We start from the raw sequence: 15,646 nt of genomic DNA, 5'->3' as shown, positions 1-15,646 counted from the left end.
GGAAAGGTGAGTGAAACAGCCATTCCCCAGCCCGTCAACGCCCACGCAACAGCCTCCAGCGGTCCTTCGCTGTGGCAGGCAGTTCTGTGGAGGGCATTAGTCGCGCTCGCTTTCGGGCTCGTCACAGTATTTTGGGCGGAACCTGGAGCCGTGGGATTGTGCGTAGCCTTCGCCCTCTACCTCTTAGCTCTTGCAGGCACCGAATTCTTGACGGTCCGAGCACTAGCCTTGCCTCGCGGAGACAATCGACGCCTGGTGCTCCTTGGGGCCACCGCGTTGCTCGCGATGGGCGCAGTGGCCGTGGCCATCTTCGTGAGCGATCTCTATGCCGCATGGTTTGCAGCCGCGGCGCTCGCCGTGCTCGGAGCCGCTGAACTTTACTCAGCACTGAGCAAGTCCGCCGGCACGTCAGTACTGCGCAGCGACTGGATAATCTCGGGCGTCTTGGGCCTGGGTACGGGCTTGTTGCTGCCATTCTTCATCCAGGCGGGTCCGCATGGCCTGCTGGGAGTCGCCGGTGGCGGCGCACTTATGTCTGGTGCCCTCTGGACCTTGTCAGCCCTCACAATGCGCCATGACGGCGGCAAGGCAAAAGCCCAGTAAACTAGATAGCGTATGTTCTACTTTGCGTAGAAACACGTGGTGTGCACAACACCGACCAAGCAAAGGATAAATTGTGGGCAGTGTAGAGCCGCAGAACCCGAAGTCGGGCAATTCCATCAAGTTCCCCCTCAGCTTCTCCTTCGCACTGGCGGCCATTGCCGGCATAGTCACGCTGGTAGTCTCCGCCGGTGGCACGAGAAATGGTCTCCGCTGGGACCTTGGTGCCATCGCCTTCGGAATCGCCTTCATTGCTACCTTGCTGGTCGCTTCCCTGCTTGTGATGGGCCACAAGGACAACGACCCCTCACTCAGCGAAGGCTCGGGTGTAAATCGGAAGTCCTCCGATCGCCTTCAGCAGCACCGAGAGGACGCCGCCAAGGCAGCGGCGGAAGCCGACAAGAAGAACGACGGCGAACAGGCCTAAGCGCCTCACGTCGCCAACTGCTGGGACGGCGGTTCAACGCCGCTAGGGTCGGCGTAGGCCCGCACCCTGTGGTGACTCAACCCCGCAGCGCAGCCAGACTTTCCTGGATCCGAGTGAAAACGCCGGCATCTACCTCAACTCCATGGCGTTTGAGGACCAACACGGCAGCACCCACTGCGCCGTCGTGAACTAGAACGGGTTTTGTTGTGTTCACGGTGTCCGTGGTCGCAACCATTCGGGCCACCGCTGCTGCCACGGAACCACCCTTTGTCAGCACACTCCCACCAAACACCAGTGGCAGCTCTGTGCCATGCCCATCGCCATAATCAGCCCCGGGCCCTTCGCTCGCAGTGCTGTTGGGGCTGACGGCCTGGAGTGTTTGAGCCAAAGCGGTAGCCGCGCGCTCAACAATGTCTTGGGCAACCGCGTCGTTCTTGGCAACAAAAACCAACGGGGCAAAGCGCGAGAGCTCTATGGCGCTGCGTTCGTAGACCTTGAGAATCAACTGTTGCTGGGTCCGGAGCCGCCCATGGGCTCGCGCCAGCGGGTCAACGTCAATCGCCAGCTCAGCCATGACCAGGTCTGTCAGTGAAGTGGCCGGGCCGCGTCCGTCAAGGGCGGCGGCAACGGCACGCGCAACCTCCTGGCCAATCCAAAATCCGGAGCCGGCATCTCCCAAAAGCCAGCCGGTTCCGTCTGCTACCTCGGCGAGCTGACCGCCGGCAATGCGTGCGCCAACAGCGCCGGTGCCGGCTATCAGGGCCAGGCCATCATCATGAAAGGTTCCAGAGTAAAAAGCGGCCAATAAATCAGATTCAATCATGACCGTTCCGGTCAGGCCCAGCGTGAGGAACCTGGTTCGGTATGGATTGGTGGGTAGTTCCAGTGATGCGCCGGCCATGGCAACCAAGGCCTGGGAGGGCACTTCCCTGGTGCCTGAAAGGGCCTTGCCTGAAGCTTCGATCAAGGCATCCAATGCGGGCCCTATTCCGCGTGAAACCGGGTTTCCTCCACCTGCAGTGCCGTAGCCAACGCACCGTCCTGAGGCGTCCAAAAAGATCGCCCTGGTGGACGTTCCGCCAGCGTCGATTGCAAGGAAATTAAGCATCGTTACCATTCCGTGTCTCAGTGTGACTTGACTTACATCTACGACGATAATAGTTTTCATTATGTAAACGTCAAAAAGAAACGGAATTTCACATGTCAGATTTCACGCCCCCGCCAGTGGCCGCCTCGGCCGCAGGTGTCGTGAACCGCATTCAGGCCAAGTTGCCCGATATGCCCGCTGCCATGGCGAAGATCGGTTCCTACCTTTTGGAGCATCCGCAGGCGCCTTTGGAGCTATCCATCATGGAACTTGCGGAGAAAACCAAAACATCCCCCGCCACCGTGACGCGCTTTTGCCGCCTGCTCGGTTACGCGGGATTTGTTCCGTTCAGGGTCAGTATCGCATCGGACCTCGGGCGAAGCGATGCGCGGGAGTCGTGGAAGGCTGACATTGGGCGCGCATTTGGCCCCGACGATTCCGCCAAGGATGTCCTGAGCACCCTGGTTAACGCGCATACTCGATCGCTTCAGGAAACTGCGGCAGTCATGGATCTGGCGCTAATGAACAAGATTGCCCGCCGCATCGCCATGGCTTCTCATGTTGATATCTACGGTATTGGCGGCAGTGCGGTCATGGCCAAGGAATTGCAGTCCCGGCTGTACCGAATAGGCGTCAATGCCCACCACTGGTCAGAGGTTCATGCCGGTCTAACAAGTGCGGCCATTCAAGATACGAACTCCGTGGCGATCGGAATTTCCAATACCGGGCGCACCGAAGAGACGTTGCAAATGCTTCGTGAGGCCGGTGAGGCTGGCGCCCTGACGATTGCCTTGAGTAACAATCCTGGATCTCCTCTGGCCGAGAGTGCGGATGCTTCCATCATCACCTCGGTGCATGAGCAATTCCTGCAACCGGACGACTTGTCCGCTAAGCACGTCCAGCTGCTCGTGCTCGATTTGATCTATTTGCTCGTGGCCCAGGTGAATTTCGCTCAAACCACGTCAAAGCTTGCAGCTTCGGCCATGGCCGTTTCCCCGCATCGGCGCCCCACGAGGAGTGCGCGGGCCGATGCGGGTTCGCACCGGTCGTCGCGCTCTACAGGAAAGGGTGAGAGTCATCTCTGAGTCAATTACTGCTTTCAGTTCCGAGGTATCAACCCGGCTGGATGGCATCACTGAATGGGCGCTGGCAGGAGGCGTCGACGCGGCCGCGCAGGCCTTGGTTGAGACGCTGGACAATGGTGGCGTTATTCAGGCTTTTGGTACCGGTCACTCTGAGGCTTTTGCCATGGAAATTGCCGGACGTGCCGGTGGATTGATTCCCACGAGCAAGATTGCCCTGCGTGATCTGGTGCTCCATGGTGATCGAAATGTGGCGGAACTTGACTCACTCGAGGGATCCGTTCTTGAACGAGAGACCGGAGTTGCCGAGGAACTCTTCAATCTTTCGCTGGTGGATCCACGAGACATCTTCATGATTGCCTCAAATTCCGGGGTGAATGGTTCAATCGTTGGCTTGGCGTTGGCCGCCAAGGAGCGCGGCCACAAGGTCATTGCGATCACAAGCCTGGAACATACCAATGCTGTCGAAACAAAGCACCCCAGTGGGATGCGGCTGAGCGAAATTGCCGATATTGTTATCGATAACAGGGCGCCGTTTGGCGATACAACCCTTGAAGTTTCCGGCGGAGGAGGTGTTGGTGCCGTCTCATCGATCACGGCTGCATATATTGCGCAGTTGCTCACGATCGAGACAGTCCAGCGTCTGGTCCGTGCGGGGAAGAAGCCGCCCATCTATATTTCGGCAAATATTCCGGGCGGCGACGACCACAATAACGCACTGATTGGCCAGTATGTTGGCCGGCTCAGGCGTGATGCGTGATTCCAACAAGATCTTGTTGAGGAACGCTGCGGCACGTGAAGTTAGGCGAACGAGTTGCAGCGGAATGCAGTGAATGGACAAGGCAGTACCAAGCAGTAGAGATTTAGCGCTCGTACCCATCAATGGAAGGCAGTACATAGAATGAGTATTCAAAATAAGCCGCTGCAGCGTCGTGGATTCCTCCGCGGAGCGCTCGCCACCGCCGTCCTGTTGCCTCTCGGTGGAGCCCTGGCTTCCTGTGCAGGCGGCGGAGACTCCGGCGCATCGAAGGCTCCCGCCGGCGAGGTTGATCCCATCAAGAACCCGTTTGGTGTGGCAGACTCCGGCAAGCTGGACGCCGTCATCTTCAAGGGTGGCTACGGTATTGACTACGTAGAGTTCGCAGGCAAGACATTTGCCAAGAACTTCCCCGGCGTTGAAGTTTCCATCAACCCCTCCACCGATATTGCCCAGGAACTGCAGCCACGCTTCGCCGGCGGCACCCCGCCTGACCTAATCGACAACTCGGGCGCGAAGTCCATTGGCTTCAGCACCATTCTTGGTCAGCTGGAGGACCTCCAGTCCGTTGTGGACTCGAACAACCTTGAAGGCACCAAAATTGCCGACACATTGTTCGACGGCGTACTGGCACCGGGTACCTTCGACGGCAAGTTGGCCGCCATCAACTACGTGCTGACGGTTTACGCGTGGTGGCACTCCGCTAGCTTGTTCAAGGAAAACGGCTGGACCGTTCCCACCACGTGGGACGAAGCCTATGAGCTGGGTGTCAAGGCCAAGGAAAAGGGCAAGTACCTCTTCGTCTGGGGCAAGGAAGCCGCCACGTACTACCAGACCATGGCCATCGAATCAGCTATCAAGGAAGGTGGCGATGAAGTTCGTCTCGCCCTTGAAAACCTGAAGCCCGATTGCTGGTCACTTCCCGCCGTCCAGAGTGTCTTCACCGCAATGGAGAAGATCGTCAAGGCCGGATTCTTCAAGCCCGGTGGCTCCGGAACCGTCTTCACGGCAGCTCAGGCTGCTTGGAGCAACGGCCAGGAAGCACTCCTGTACCCGTCAGGTTCCTGGATCGAAAACGAGATGAAGGACCAGACCAAGGCCGGCTTTGAAATGACAGGTTCCCCGGTTCCCGTTGTCTCTGCCAGCCCGAAGATCGCACAGACCGGCGTACGTTCCGCCGGCGGTGAGCCCTTCGTTGTTCCCACCAAGGGTGCAAACGTCGCCGCGGGTAAGGAACTGCTTCGCATCATGCTCTCCAAGGATGCGGCAACCAACTTCGCCAAGGAAAAGTTGGCTCCGACTGTCGTCAAGGGCACCGTCCCGGCTGATGGCTTCGGCTCAACAGCATTGGTGTCGCAGACAGACATGTTGGAGAAGGCCGGCAAGGACATCTTCACCTGGAACTTTGTTGACACGTACGGCATGAACCCCGATCAGTTGGTTCCGTGGAACTCGTTCCTCGACGGCAAACTGGACACCGCAGGCCTGACGAAGGCCCTGCAGGCCATCACTGACAAGGTTATGGCTGACGATTCGGTCAAGAAGATTGAAGTGAAGTGACTCAAGTAACAAATGAAGTGCAGTCGGGCAGTGGCGTTGTCGCCACTGCCCGGCGGCGCCGGAAAAAACTGACATTCGACAAGGTCAGCTTCATGGCAGTCTTCTTGGGACTGCCCTTGGCGATCTATCTGGTCTTTGTAATCTCGCCTTTTGCTCAGGCTGTGTATTACTCCATGACCAGCTGGGGCGGCTTCGACAACAATATGCCGTTCGTGGGCTTCGACAACTACGTCAAACTCTTCAAAGATGACATCTTTATGCTGTCAGTTCGCAATAGCGTGGTCCTGGCGGTCTTCCTGCCGGTTGTCACAGTCATCTTGTCCCTGATTCTGGCTACCCTCGTTACGATCGGCGGCAGCAGCCGCGGTCAGATCAAGGGCATGAAGGGTGCTGGTTTCTACCGCGTTATTTCCTTTTTCCCATATGTAATTCCCGCCGTTGTCATCGGTATTATCTGGCAGCAGATTTTCAACCCCAGCAATGGTCTGCTCAACGGCATCCTCATGGCCATCGGCTTTGATGGCGTCAAGGACTTCCCCTGGCTCGGTGACGCCCGTACGGCCTTGATCGCCTCGATGTTTGTCATTGTGTGGGGCTTCGTTGGCTTCTACATGATCCTCTTCATTGCCGCCATCAAGGGTATTCCCGCGGAGACTTTTGAGGCTGCCCGCATTGACGGTGCCGGACGCTTCCGCACGGCTATCAGCATCACTATCCCGTTGATTCGCGACAACATTCAGACGGCCTATGTCTACATGGGCATCCTGGCTTTGGATGCATTTGTCTACATGTCCATCTTGAACTCCACAGGTGGCCCGGAAAACTCCACACTTGTCATGTCCCAGAAGCTGTTCACGACAGCCTTCTCAAAGGGTCAGTTTGGTCTGGCTTGCGCCATGGGCGTGGTGCTGGCAGTCATTACCTTGCTCTTCTCGGCACTGGTATTCATGGTGAACCGACTCACCGGCGGTAGCAAGGACGTGTCTGAATAATGTCAGTAAATCTCTCAAGAAAATCTGCAGCCAACCTCCACGTTGAGCGAAAGACCCAAGAAACAAAGGATGACAAGGTTGTAGCCGGTGTTTCGCACACCATGCTCAGCCTCTGGGCCCTATTGGTATTGATCCCCTTGGCGTGGACCTTGATGTCGTCCTTCAAGACGACCTCCGAAATCTTCGCGTCTCCGTTCTCCCTTCCTGCCGTTTGGAAGTTTGAGAACTATGTCAACGCCTGGAATACGGCCGGGATTGGCCTTTACTTCTTCAACACGGTGATCGTGGTGGGCTTCGCCCTAGTGATTGTCATGGTGCTTGGCGCCATGTGCGCCTACGTGCTGGCTCGTTACGTATTCCCGGGTTCGCGAGCAATCTACTACCTGCTGCTCGCCGGACTGACCTTCCCCATCTTCCTGGCTATCGTGCCCTTGTTCTTCATTCTCAAGAACCTTGGCCTGCTGAACACGCTGCCCGGTTTGATCATTGTCTATGTGGCGTTTGCGCTCCCATTTACCGTGTTCTTCCTCTTTTCCTTCTTCAAGGCTTTGCCGCACGAGATTGGTGAAGCTGCGCAGATTGACGGTGCCGGCGAATGGCGCACCTTCTTCCAGGTCATGCTGCCCATGGCCAAGCCCGGATTGGCCTCCGTTGCCATCTTCAACTTCCTGGGTTTGTGGAACCAGTTCCTGATCCCGGTAGCCATCAATACCAATCCGAAAAACTATGTTCTCTCGCAGGGTATTGCTGCCTACGCAGGCCAGCAGGGTTACGCCGTGGACTTTGGCTCGCTTTTCGCGGCCGCCATCATTGTGGTTGTACCCGTACTGATCATGTACATCCTCTTCCAGCGCCAGCTCCAGGGCTCGGTGTCTGCAGGAACCATGAAGTAATCAGCATTCCCTGGCACATGGCAATGGCCCGCATCTTGCGTAGATGCGGGCCATTGCTGCGTTTAGCGCGGTGCGGCAGGCCTATTCGACAGCTGACTTACGACGCCGGTAGGCGGCCACGTGGGCGCGGTTGCCGCAGTTGCCGGTATCGCAATACCGGCGGGAACGGTTTTTGGACAGGTCAATTACCACTGCACTGCAATCCGGGGCCGCGCATACCTTGAGGCGTTCAAGTTCTTTGCCGCGAATGACGTCTACAAGTGCCATGGCCGCCTCCACGCCCATGCGTTGGGCGAGCGGGGCGGCCTGCGCGGTTGCGTGAAGGTGCCAGTCCCATTGATCGTGCCTGACAAGCTGCGGCAAGGCGTGTGCCTTGGCCAGAAGTTCGTTAATCATGTTGGCGGCCGTGGCCTCATCAGCGGTAAAGATGCGCCGCAATTCTTGGCGTACCTCTCGTACGGCCGCGACCTCGTCAGCGGAATGTTCCCGCGAACCCGAGAACTGCTCCTGCTTTACGAAGGCGTCAAGATCGGCCACCGTCTCCAGCCTGTCCGGTCCCGTCGCCGAGTTGGACTCGTCAACTGAGGTGGGGGCCGTATTGATGAGGTTGGCGGCAGACAGCAGCGCCACCTCGGTGTCATGACTAAAGATCACGTTGACTCCTGACATTGCTTGAGCGTATTGTCATTAGTCTAACGCCGTTCACTGCTGACAATGGGACTTGCCATGACCTCTTCACAAACACCCTCAGTGCTGCCTGCTGCCGATGCCCGGAAGGTCATGGCCTCGCCGGTCCTGATGTTGGCTCTTGTTTCCGCTGCCGCATTTGCCCTGTCAGGTTCATTCGCCAAGTCACTTTTTGATGTTGGCTGGTCCCCGGGAGCGGCCGTGGCCGCGCGTATTGGTGGCGCCGCCGCGGTTCTGTTGATCCCGGTCACCCTCACCTTGGTGCGGAACTGGGCACAAGTTAAGGGCTCGATTGTGCGCATTGCGATCTACGGTGTGGTGCCGATTGCCCTGTGCCAGCTGTTTTTCTTCAATGCCGTTCAACATCTTTCGGTGGGCGTGGCGCTGCTGCTTGAGTACCTTTCGCCCGTCCTGCTTGTGGGCTGGGCCTGGGCCTCGACCCGGCTGAGGCCCAGACTGCTGACAATCCTCGGCGCAGCCTGCGCCATGGCAGGTCTAGTGCTCGTCTTGGACTTGGCCGGAAATCAGAAGGTGAGCGTTGAGGGCATTCTCTGGGGGCTTGCTGCGGCAGTGTGCTCGGCCGTGTACTTCATCATGTCCTCCCGTACGGGCGACAATGTGCCGCCCATTCTCATGGCGGGCGGGGGCATGGCCGTTGGTGCGCTCATGATTGTGGGTCTTGGCGTGGTTGGTGTGCTGCCCATGGTGTTCACCTTCAATAGTCCTGTGTTTGCCGGGGTGCAGGTGCACTGGCTGGTCCCCGTGCTGGGCTTGGTGCTCATCACCACTGTCTTCGCCTATCTTGTGGGGATCATTTCCACCCGCGGCCTAGGTTCGAAGGTGGCATCCTTCGTTGCCTTGTTTGAGGTTCTCTTTGCCGTCATCTGGGCGTGGATCTTGTTGGGTGAGCTGCCCCTGTTGATCCAGCTGCTCGGCGGTGTATTCATCATGCTGGGTGTGGTCATGGTGCGCTTGGACGAGCTGCGCGGCTCGTCCAAGCGCGGTGGGAGCTATGCCGTGGACCTGCAGAAACCGTTAGCGGCGGAAGCGCCGCAGCCGTAGGGAGTTCGCCACCACCAGCACCGAACTGGCCGCCATGGCGGCCCCCGCAATCATGGGGTTGAGCAGCCCCAGTGCGGCTACCGGGATGCCGATCGCGTTGTAGAAGAAGGCCCAGAACAAGTTCACCTTGATGGTGCCCAGCGTCCTGCGGGACAGGGCAATTGCTGTTGCCACGTGGCCCAAATCGCTGCCCATGACCGTGAGGTCGGCGGCGGCGATGGCCACATCCGTGCCCGAGCCCATGGCGATGCCCAGATCGGCCTGGGCCAGCGCGGCGGCGTCGTTCACACCGTCGCCGGCCATGGCCACCGTGGCCCCTTCGGCCTGCAACTTCTTCACGGCTTCCACCTTGCCCTCGGGAAGGACGTCGGCAAACACATCCTCCGGGGCAATGCCCACGGCGGCGGCCACCTGGGTGGCAACGGCGGTGTTGTCGCCGGTCAGCAGGATGGGACGCAGGCCCAGTTCCTTGAGCTTGGCAATGGCCTCCTTGGACCCCGCCTTGATGGTGTCCTTCAGTGCAATGAGGCCAGCGGCCTCACCGTCCACGGCAACCCAGATGGCGGTGGTGCCGCGCTGTTGTTGCTCAACCAGTGACGCGCGGGCCTCCGGGGAGAGGGTTGCACCATTCTCCTCCAGCCAGCCTGCGCGGCCGGCCAGCACGGTGCGGCCCTCAATGACGGCCCGGACGCCGCCGCCTGGAGCGGACATGAAGTCCGCCAGCTCGGGGAGTTCGCCTGCCGCACGGGCATGCGCCGTGATGGCGTGGGCAATGGGGTGTTCGCTGTGGGATTCCACCGCACCAGCCAGGCGCAAGAGCTCGGCTGCCGGCACCCGGGCGAGGGTGACGACTTCGACCACTGACAGCTTGCCCTCGGTGACGGTTCCGGTCTTGTCCAGCAGGATGGTGTCCACCGTGCGGGTGTCCTCCAGGACCTGTGGGCCCTTGATGAGAATGCCGAGCTGTGCGGCGCGGCCGGTTCCGGTCAGCAGGCCCACCGGTGTGGCCAGGCCCAGGGCGCAGGGGCAGGCGATGATCAGCACGGCCACAGCGGCCGTGAAGGCAGCCTGGATGTCGCCGGTGAATACCAGCCAGAGCGCGAACGTGATGACGGCAATGACGAGCACAATCGGCACGAAGACGGCGCTGATGCGGTCGGCGAGCCGGGCAATGGGTGCCTTGGCTGCCTGCGCGTTGCTGACGAGCCTGCCCATCTGTGCCAGCGTGGTTTCGCTGCCAACGCGGGTGGCCCGAACCAGCAAGCGGCCCGAGGTGTTGATCGTGGCGCCGGTGACGGCATCATCCACGGTGACGTCCACGGGCAGGGACTCGCCCGTGATGAGGGAGGTGTCCACGGCTGAGGTGCCGTCCGTAACCACGCCGTCGGTGGCGATCTTCTCGCCCGGGCGGACCACGAAGATTTCATCCACGGCCAGCTCGGCGGCGGGGATCTTGACCTCGACGCCATCGCGCAGCACCGTGGCTTCCTTGGCCCCCAGGCCCAGCAGCGCCTTGAGGGCGTCGCCTGCCTTGGACTTGGCCCGCGCCTCCAGGTAGCGGCCCAGCAGCAGGAACGTCACCACAACGGCTGCAACCTCAAAGTACAGCGGGGCGTGCCCTGACATGTGGGCGCCGTGGGCCGTCATCATGGGGTCCAAGGCCAGTTGCGCGGCCGAGAACAGGAAAGCTGCGCTGACGCCGATGGACACCAGGGTGTCCATCGTGGAGGCGAGGTGCCGGGCGTTGACGGCCGCGGCCCTGTGGAACGGCCAGGCCGACCACGTGACCACCGGCAGTGACAGGAAGCCGGCAAACCAGCCCCAGTGCGGGAACTGCAATGCCGGGAACATGGAGATGAGGAACACCGGGATGGTCAGTATGGCTGCGGCAATGAGCCGCGGGCGCAGCGAGGCTGCGGTGCCGCCGTGGGCCATGTGGTCCTCGGGCTCGCCGTGCTGGGTGCTTTCCTGCGCGGGAACCGGGTGGGATCCGTGCGCAAGGTGGTGCCCGGCGTCGTGCTTCACGGCTGGGGGAGCGGGTGGATTCTTCAGGCGCGCCGTGTATCCGGTGGCCTTGACGGTGTCGATAATTTGTTGGTCTGACATGCCGGCGGGGACCGTGACCTGGGCTGATTCCAGCGGGAGGTTCACGGAAGCGCTGACGCCTTCGAGTTTGCCCAACTTGCGTTCAACCCGGCTGACGCACGAGGCACAGGTCATGCCTTCAATGTCGATCTCGACCATGCGGGGGCCGGGTGTGGCGGTTTGGGACAAAATTTCTGAGGCGCTCATGGCGCTCCTTAATCTGTGGGTAGTTTATGCATTGTTGGAAACGACAACGTAGCCGGCCTCCGCGACGGCTTCGCCGATTTCCGCGGGATCAAGTGTCAGGGATGAGGTGATGGTGACTTCGGAAATGCCGCCGGCATTGAGGTCGATGGCGACGTCCTGTACGCCTTTGAGGCCCGTTAGTTCCTCCGTGACGGAGCTGACGCAGTGGCCGCAGGTCATGCCGGAAACGTTGACGGTGATGGTGTGGCTCATGATGATTAGCTCCTTAGTAGGCGTGAAATGGCTGCTGTTGCCTCGGAAACCTTTTCGGAGACAATCTCCGGGTTGCCGGTTTCGGCTGATTCGTTGGCTGCATTGACCACACAGTGGGCAATGTGGTCCTCGAGCAGACCGATGCTCACCGCGTGCAGGGCCTTGTTGACCGCTGCCATCTGGGTGAGGATATCGATGCAGTACTTGTCCTCCTCGACCATGCGGGCGATGCCCCGGACCTGTCCCTCGGCACGCTTGAGGCGCCTCAGGTAAGCCTGCTTCTCGTCCGAATAGCCGTGGGTGCTGTGTTCTGTGCTCATGCCATCAATCTATACCCCCTGGGGGTATAGTTCAAGTGGGTTCTGATCACACTTTGCGCATGTTACCTGCGAGTAACCCTTGTTGCCCGGCGCCTGCGGTGCTCGAATTAAGCCCATGAGCAATGATGCGACGAATGCCGATGGCCAATTGACCCTGCTAGCGGTGGGCACCAAAAAGGGCCTGTGGCTTGGCACCAGTGAAGACCGGGTGAATTACTCCTTCACCGGCCCGCATTTCCTCATGCAGGAGATCCCCAGTATTGGCATCGACACCCGCGGTGGCCAGACGCGCATCATGGTTGGCCTGCGCAGTGAGCACTGGGGTCCCACCGTTGCCCATTCGGACGACTTTGGGGTGTCGTGGCAGGAACCTGAGAACGGTGCCATCACCTTTCCTGAGGATACGGGTGCCGCGTTAGAGCGTGTGTGGCAGATACGGCCCGACACCGAAGACCGCCCCGGCGTGGTCTGGGCGGGGTGCGAGCCAATTTCCGTCTGGAAATCCACCGACGGCGGCGAACATTTTGAGCTAAATCGGGGCCTCTGGGACCATCCACACCGCAGCGAATGGGGTGCCGGATTTGGCGGCGCTGCGGCCCACACGGTCCTTCCCAGCCCGGCCGATTCCACCATCCACATCGCCATGAGCACCGGTGGCGTCTATCGGAGCACTGATGACGGCGCGTCATGGGAGCCGCGGAACAACGGCATAGGGGCTCCCTTCATGCCGGAACCGCCACCGGAATTTGGCCAATGCGTGCACAAGATAGCCCGCGACCCCAACAATCCCGACACCCTGTATGCGCAAAACCACCATGGTGTTTACCGCACCGATGACGCTGGTGATAACTGGGTGTCCATTGCCGAGGGGCTGCCCACCGACTTTGGTTTCACCATGTTGACCCACCCCCGCCGCTCCGGCACCGCCTGGGTCATCCCCATCAAGGCCGATGGTGAGCGCATCCCTCCGGAGGGACAGTTGGCGGTGCACAGGACGGACGACGCCGGTAATTCCTGGACGCGCTTGACTGACGGCTTGCTCCAGCCCGAGTTCAACGTGGTGCTCCGCGATGCTGCGGCCGTTGACAGCGCAGAACCGGCGGGTGTTTACTTTGGCACCCGTGGCGGCTCGGTCTACGCCAGCGCCAACGAAGGGAATCATTTCACGGAGGTTCTCACCCACCTTCCGGACGTTTTGTGTGTCCGTGCCGCCGTCGTCGAACTTTAGCCAGGCCGTCGTGGCGAACGAAGTGACGGTCTTGGTCCCGCGGCTGCTCCAGCCGTTGGTGGGCGGGAGTTCTGAATTGCGCCTTGATGTGGGGGAGGGTGCGCCATTGTCGGAGCTGCTGGACGCCGTCGCCGCCGATTTCCCCATCTTTGGCCGCCGCGTGCGCGATGAAACCGGGACGCTGCGCCGCTTTGTGAACATCTACGTCGATGGTGACGACGTCCGGCGCCTGCAGGGCCTTAAAACGAGAATAGCCGCCGGCCAGGAACTGATGATTATTCAGTCCGTGGCCGGCGGCTGACGCCGCGCAGGGTCTTAGACAGCGTCCAGATCGGTCTCGATCATTGCGGCAAGCTGGTCAAGGGCAGCATCGGCGCCCTCGCCCTCGGCGCGCAGGACCACGACGGCGCCGTGCTCGGCGCCCAGGGTCATCAGGGACAGCATGCTGCTGGCGTCCATGGCATCTTCTGCCGGGGTGCCGTCCAGGGCAATGGTGACTTCAACGTCCAGTTCTCCCGCAGCTGCGGCAAAAAGTGAGGCGGGGCGGGCATGCAAGCCTGAGCTGCTGGCGACGGTTGCTTTGCGTTCGGACATGGTTCCTCCTGTAGGAGCTGGTTTGGGGGTGGGGTTGGGCGTGAATCAGAGGCCAAGCTCGGCCAGGACCGGCAACTTGGCGCGTGCCAACTCCCGGGCCTGCGCAGGGCTGGTGGCGCGTAGAGCAAGTGTAGCGATTTCCTGAGCTTCTTTCAGCGTGACGGTGGCAAGGACCGCGCCGACACCTGCCAGAGAGCGGGCCGTCATGGACAGTGATGACACTCCCAGGCCGACAAGAACGACGGCGAGGGCCGGGTCGGCGGCAGCCTCACCGCAAACGCCCACGGGCTTTGAATTGCCCTCGGCAATGGAGCCGGCCACTGTCAGCCGGACCAGCTGGAGAACTGCCGGCTGCCACGGATTGTTGAGTGCCGCGAGCGGCCCCAACTGGCGGTCGGCGGCCATGGCGTACTGCGTCAGGTCATTCGTGCCAAGGCTGGCAAATTCCACCTGGGCCAGGATGGATTCGGCGGTCACTGCAGCGGAGGGAACTTCCACCATGACGCCCGGAACTTTCAGCCCGGCGGTCTTGCACATGGCGGCAAAGTCGGCCGCCTCTGCCGGGGTGGAAATCATGGGGGCCATGACCCAGACATCGGCGGTGGTGCCCGTAGTGGCCTCGGCAATGGCCGCGAGCTGGCGCTCGAGCACGCCGGGAGAGGTGGTGTCGGTGCGGTAGCCGCGAACTCCAAGTGCCGGGTTCGGTTCGCTCGCATCAGTCAGGAACGGCAGGGGTTTGTCGGCACCGGCGTCCAGTGTGCGAACGACCACCTTCTTGCCGGGGAAGGCGTCAAACACGCCACGGTACGCAGTTACCTGCTCCCCATGGCTGGGCTCGGTTTCGCGTTCCAGGAAGCAGAACTCGGTGCGCAGCAGGCCCACGCCCTGGGCGCCCGCGGCCGCGGCCTTCACGGCGTCGTCGGCCCCGCCCACATTGGCAAGCAGCGGCACCAGATGGCCGTCTGACGTGGTGCCATTTCCGTCAAAGATCGAGATCAGTGAGGCGTTTGCGGCCCAGGCGGCCGCCGAGGCGCGCTCGGTGTCGCCAGGTTCGGTGGCCAGGGTGCCGGCCGCTCCATCGACATACACTTCCGTGCCTTCGGCCAGGTGATCGACGCCGGTGGCCGCCACCACGGCGGGCAGCCCGAGGGAACGGGCAATGATGGCCGTGTGCGACTGCGGGCCACCGCCGGAGGTGACCAATGCAACAACGACTGCCGGGTCCAGTGTGGCGGTGTCGGCCGGCGCAAGGTCCTCGGCAATCAGGATGAAGGGGGTGTTGGAGGAGGGGATGCCGGGGGCTGGCACGCCGCGCAGCGCGGCTACGATCCGCGCCCGGACATCCAGAACGTCGGTGGCGCGTTCGGCCATGTAGCCGCCCAGGTTCACAAGCATCGCAGCGACGGTCTCAGCAGCTTCCCAGATGGCGCGTTCGGCCGAGGTGCCGCCGTTGATCAGCTTGACGGCGGCCTTGATGAGCATGGGGTCCACGGCCATGACGGCCGTTGCTTCCAAGACTGCCTTGGCATCGGTGCGGGCAGTGGTGGAGCGTTCTTGGAGTTCTGCCTGGACGCTCTTGGCTGCAGCTTTCAGTGAGGTGGTGGCGTCCGCCGGATCGGTGCCGGCCCCCAGCTTCTCTCCTGCGGGCGGCTCAGCCAGGGGCTTGGGCATCTGACGGATAATCCCCGTGATGCGTCCGGGGCTGACACCTACTCCTGAGAAATTCTGCATTGAACGTCCTCAACTCCTTAGTTTCTGACGGTGGCACTTGTTCTCCGGTGCCTGCCGGGGGCGCATGCCACGTGTGCGGAAT

Annotated in this window: 17 protein-coding genes; 10 read left to right on the top strand and 7 right to left on the bottom strand. The window is 61.0% G+C overall.

Annotated elements, in window-relative coordinates; translation table 11 throughout:
• Positions 1 to 6 precede the first annotated feature (6 nt).
• Both BLV41_RS15430 and BLV41_RS15425 read left to right on the top strand, forming a co-directional pair.
• Positions 7 to 603 (top strand): hypothetical protein, encoded by a 597-nt coding sequence (locus BLV41_RS15430; protein ID WP_244516934.1) that lies wholly within the window; start codon positions 7 to 9, stop codon positions 601 to 603.
• 73 nt (positions 604 to 676) lie between these two features.
• Positions 677 to 1,027 (top strand): hypothetical protein, encoded by a 351-nt coding sequence (locus BLV41_RS15425; RefSeq protein WP_074712380.1) that lies wholly within the window; start codon positions 677 to 679, stop codon positions 1,025 to 1,027.
• A gap of 76 nt (positions 1,028 to 1,103) precedes the next feature.
• Here the strand turns inward: BLV41_RS15425 and BLV41_RS15420 are convergent, their stop codons facing one another.
• Positions 1,104 to 2,135, bottom strand: a complete 1,032-nt coding sequence (locus BLV41_RS15420) for an N-acetylglucosamine kinase (protein ID WP_074712379.1) — start codon at positions 2,133 to 2,135, stop codon at positions 1,104 to 1,106.
• A gap of 92 nt (positions 2,136 to 2,227) precedes the next feature.
• On the opposite strand from BLV41_RS15420, the gene BLV41_RS15415 reads away from it, so the two are divergent.
• The 5 genes from BLV41_RS15415 (at position 2,228) to BLV41_RS15395 (ending at position 7,398) form a co-directional block, all read left to right on the top strand.
• Positions 2,228 to 3,199 (top strand): MurR/RpiR family transcriptional regulator, encoded by a 972-nt coding sequence (locus BLV41_RS15415; RefSeq protein ID WP_044574782.1) that lies wholly within the window; start codon positions 2,228 to 2,230, stop codon positions 3,197 to 3,199.
• On the top strand, positions 3,183 to 3,956 hold the full coding sequence (locus BLV41_RS15410) for a sugar isomerase domain-containing protein (RefSeq protein WP_244516933.1): 774 nt from the start codon (positions 3,183 to 3,185) through the stop codon (positions 3,954 to 3,956). The genes BLV41_RS15415 and BLV41_RS15410 overlap by 17 nt, the downstream gene beginning before the upstream one ends.
• Positions 3,957 to 4,097: 141 nt before the next feature.
• Positions 4,098 to 5,513, top strand: coding sequence for an N-acetylglucosamine/diacetylchitobiose ABC transporter substrate-binding protein (gene ngcE, locus BLV41_RS15405; RefSeq protein WP_044574779.1), 1,416 nt, complete (start codon positions 4,098 to 4,100; stop codon positions 5,511 to 5,513).
• A gap of 92 nt (positions 5,514 to 5,605) precedes the next feature.
• On the top strand, positions 5,606 to 6,505 hold the full coding sequence (locus BLV41_RS15400) for a carbohydrate ABC transporter permease (RefSeq protein ID WP_083360977.1): 900 nt from the start codon (positions 5,606 to 5,608) through the stop codon (positions 6,503 to 6,505).
• A gap of 101 nt (positions 6,506 to 6,606) precedes the next feature.
• Complete coding sequence (locus BLV41_RS15395; RefSeq protein ID WP_425284296.1) at positions 6,607 to 7,398, top strand: carbohydrate ABC transporter permease; 792 nt, start codon at positions 6,607 to 6,609, stop codon at positions 7,396 to 7,398.
• Between the two features lie 81 nt (positions 7,399 to 7,479).
• Here the strand turns inward: BLV41_RS15395 and BLV41_RS15390 are convergent, their stop codons facing one another.
• The gene (locus tag BLV41_RS15390) at positions 7,480 to 8,052 is read right to left on the bottom strand and encodes a CGNR zinc finger domain-containing protein (protein ID WP_074713370.1); all 573 of its coding nucleotides are present in this window, start codon (positions 8,050 to 8,052) and stop codon (positions 7,480 to 7,482) included.
• Between the two features lie 72 nt (positions 8,053 to 8,124).
• Between BLV41_RS15390 and BLV41_RS15385 the strand changes: the two genes are divergently transcribed.
• The gene (locus BLV41_RS15385; protein WP_074712377.1) at positions 8,125 to 9,147 is read left to right on the top strand and encodes an EamA family transporter; all 1,023 of its coding nucleotides are present in this window, start codon (positions 8,125 to 8,127) and stop codon (positions 9,145 to 9,147) included.
• On the opposite strand, the gene BLV41_RS15380 is transcribed toward BLV41_RS15385, so the two are convergent.
• The 3 genes from BLV41_RS15380 to BLV41_RS15370 are packed head-to-tail and all read right to left on the bottom strand — an operon-like array spanning position 9,121 to position 12,011.
• A complete protein-coding gene (locus BLV41_RS15380) occupies positions 9,121 to 11,439 on the bottom strand; it encodes a heavy metal translocating P-type ATPase (protein WP_074712376.1) in 2,319 nt (772 codons plus the stop codon). The genes BLV41_RS15385 and BLV41_RS15380 overlap by 27 nt on opposite strands.
• 24 nt (positions 11,440 to 11,463) lie before the next feature.
• A complete protein-coding gene (locus BLV41_RS15375; protein WP_044574767.1) occupies positions 11,464 to 11,691 on the bottom strand; it encodes a heavy-metal-associated domain-containing protein in 228 nt (75 codons plus the stop codon).
• A gap of 5 nt (positions 11,692 to 11,696) precedes the next feature.
• Entirely contained in the window at positions 11,697 to 12,011 is a 315-nt protein-coding gene (locus tag BLV41_RS15370; protein ID WP_044574765.1) for a metal-sensitive transcriptional regulator, read from the bottom strand.
• Between the two features lie 115 nt (positions 12,012 to 12,126).
• Here BLV41_RS15370 and BLV41_RS15365 point away from each other — a divergent pair, with 115 nt between their 5' ends.
• Together BLV41_RS15365 and BLV41_RS15360 are read left to right on the top strand one after the other, a co-directional pair.
• Positions 12,127 to 13,239, top strand: coding sequence for a WD40/YVTN/BNR-like repeat-containing protein (locus BLV41_RS15365; RefSeq protein ID WP_074712375.1), 1,113 nt, complete (start codon positions 12,127 to 12,129; stop codon positions 13,237 to 13,239).
• Between the two features lie 10 nt (positions 13,240 to 13,249).
• Positions 13,250 to 13,540: a MoaD/ThiS family protein gene (locus BLV41_RS15360; RefSeq protein WP_074713369.1), complete on the top strand. Its 291-nt coding sequence runs from the start codon at positions 13,250 to 13,252 to the stop codon at positions 13,538 to 13,540.
• 14 nt (positions 13,541 to 13,554) lie between these two features.
• Here BLV41_RS15360 and BLV41_RS15355 read toward each other — a convergent pair whose 3' ends face one another.
• Both BLV41_RS15355 and ptsP read right to left on the bottom strand, forming a co-directional pair.
• Complete coding sequence (locus BLV41_RS15355) at positions 13,555 to 13,833, bottom strand: HPr family phosphocarrier protein (protein WP_044574758.1); 279 nt, start codon at positions 13,831 to 13,833, stop codon at positions 13,555 to 13,557.
• Positions 13,834 to 13,878: 45 nt separating this feature from the next.
• Positions 13,879 to 15,564 carry a phosphoenolpyruvate--protein phosphotransferase gene (ptsP, locus tag BLV41_RS15350; RefSeq protein WP_074712374.1) on the bottom strand — a complete coding sequence of 562 codons (1,686 nt, stop codon included), beginning with the start codon at positions 15,562 to 15,564 and terminating at the stop codon, positions 13,879 to 13,881.
• Between the last annotated feature and the right edge of the window lie 82 nt (positions 15,565 to 15,646).

The organism is Arthrobacter alpinus (assembly GCF_900105965.1).
Taxonomy (GTDB): Bacteria; Actinomycetota; Actinomycetes; order Actinomycetales; family Micrococcaceae; genus Specibacter; species Specibacter alpinus.
The sequence above is the reverse complement of the archived record's forward strand: the minus strand, read 5'-3'. Positions and strand labels throughout refer to the sequence as shown.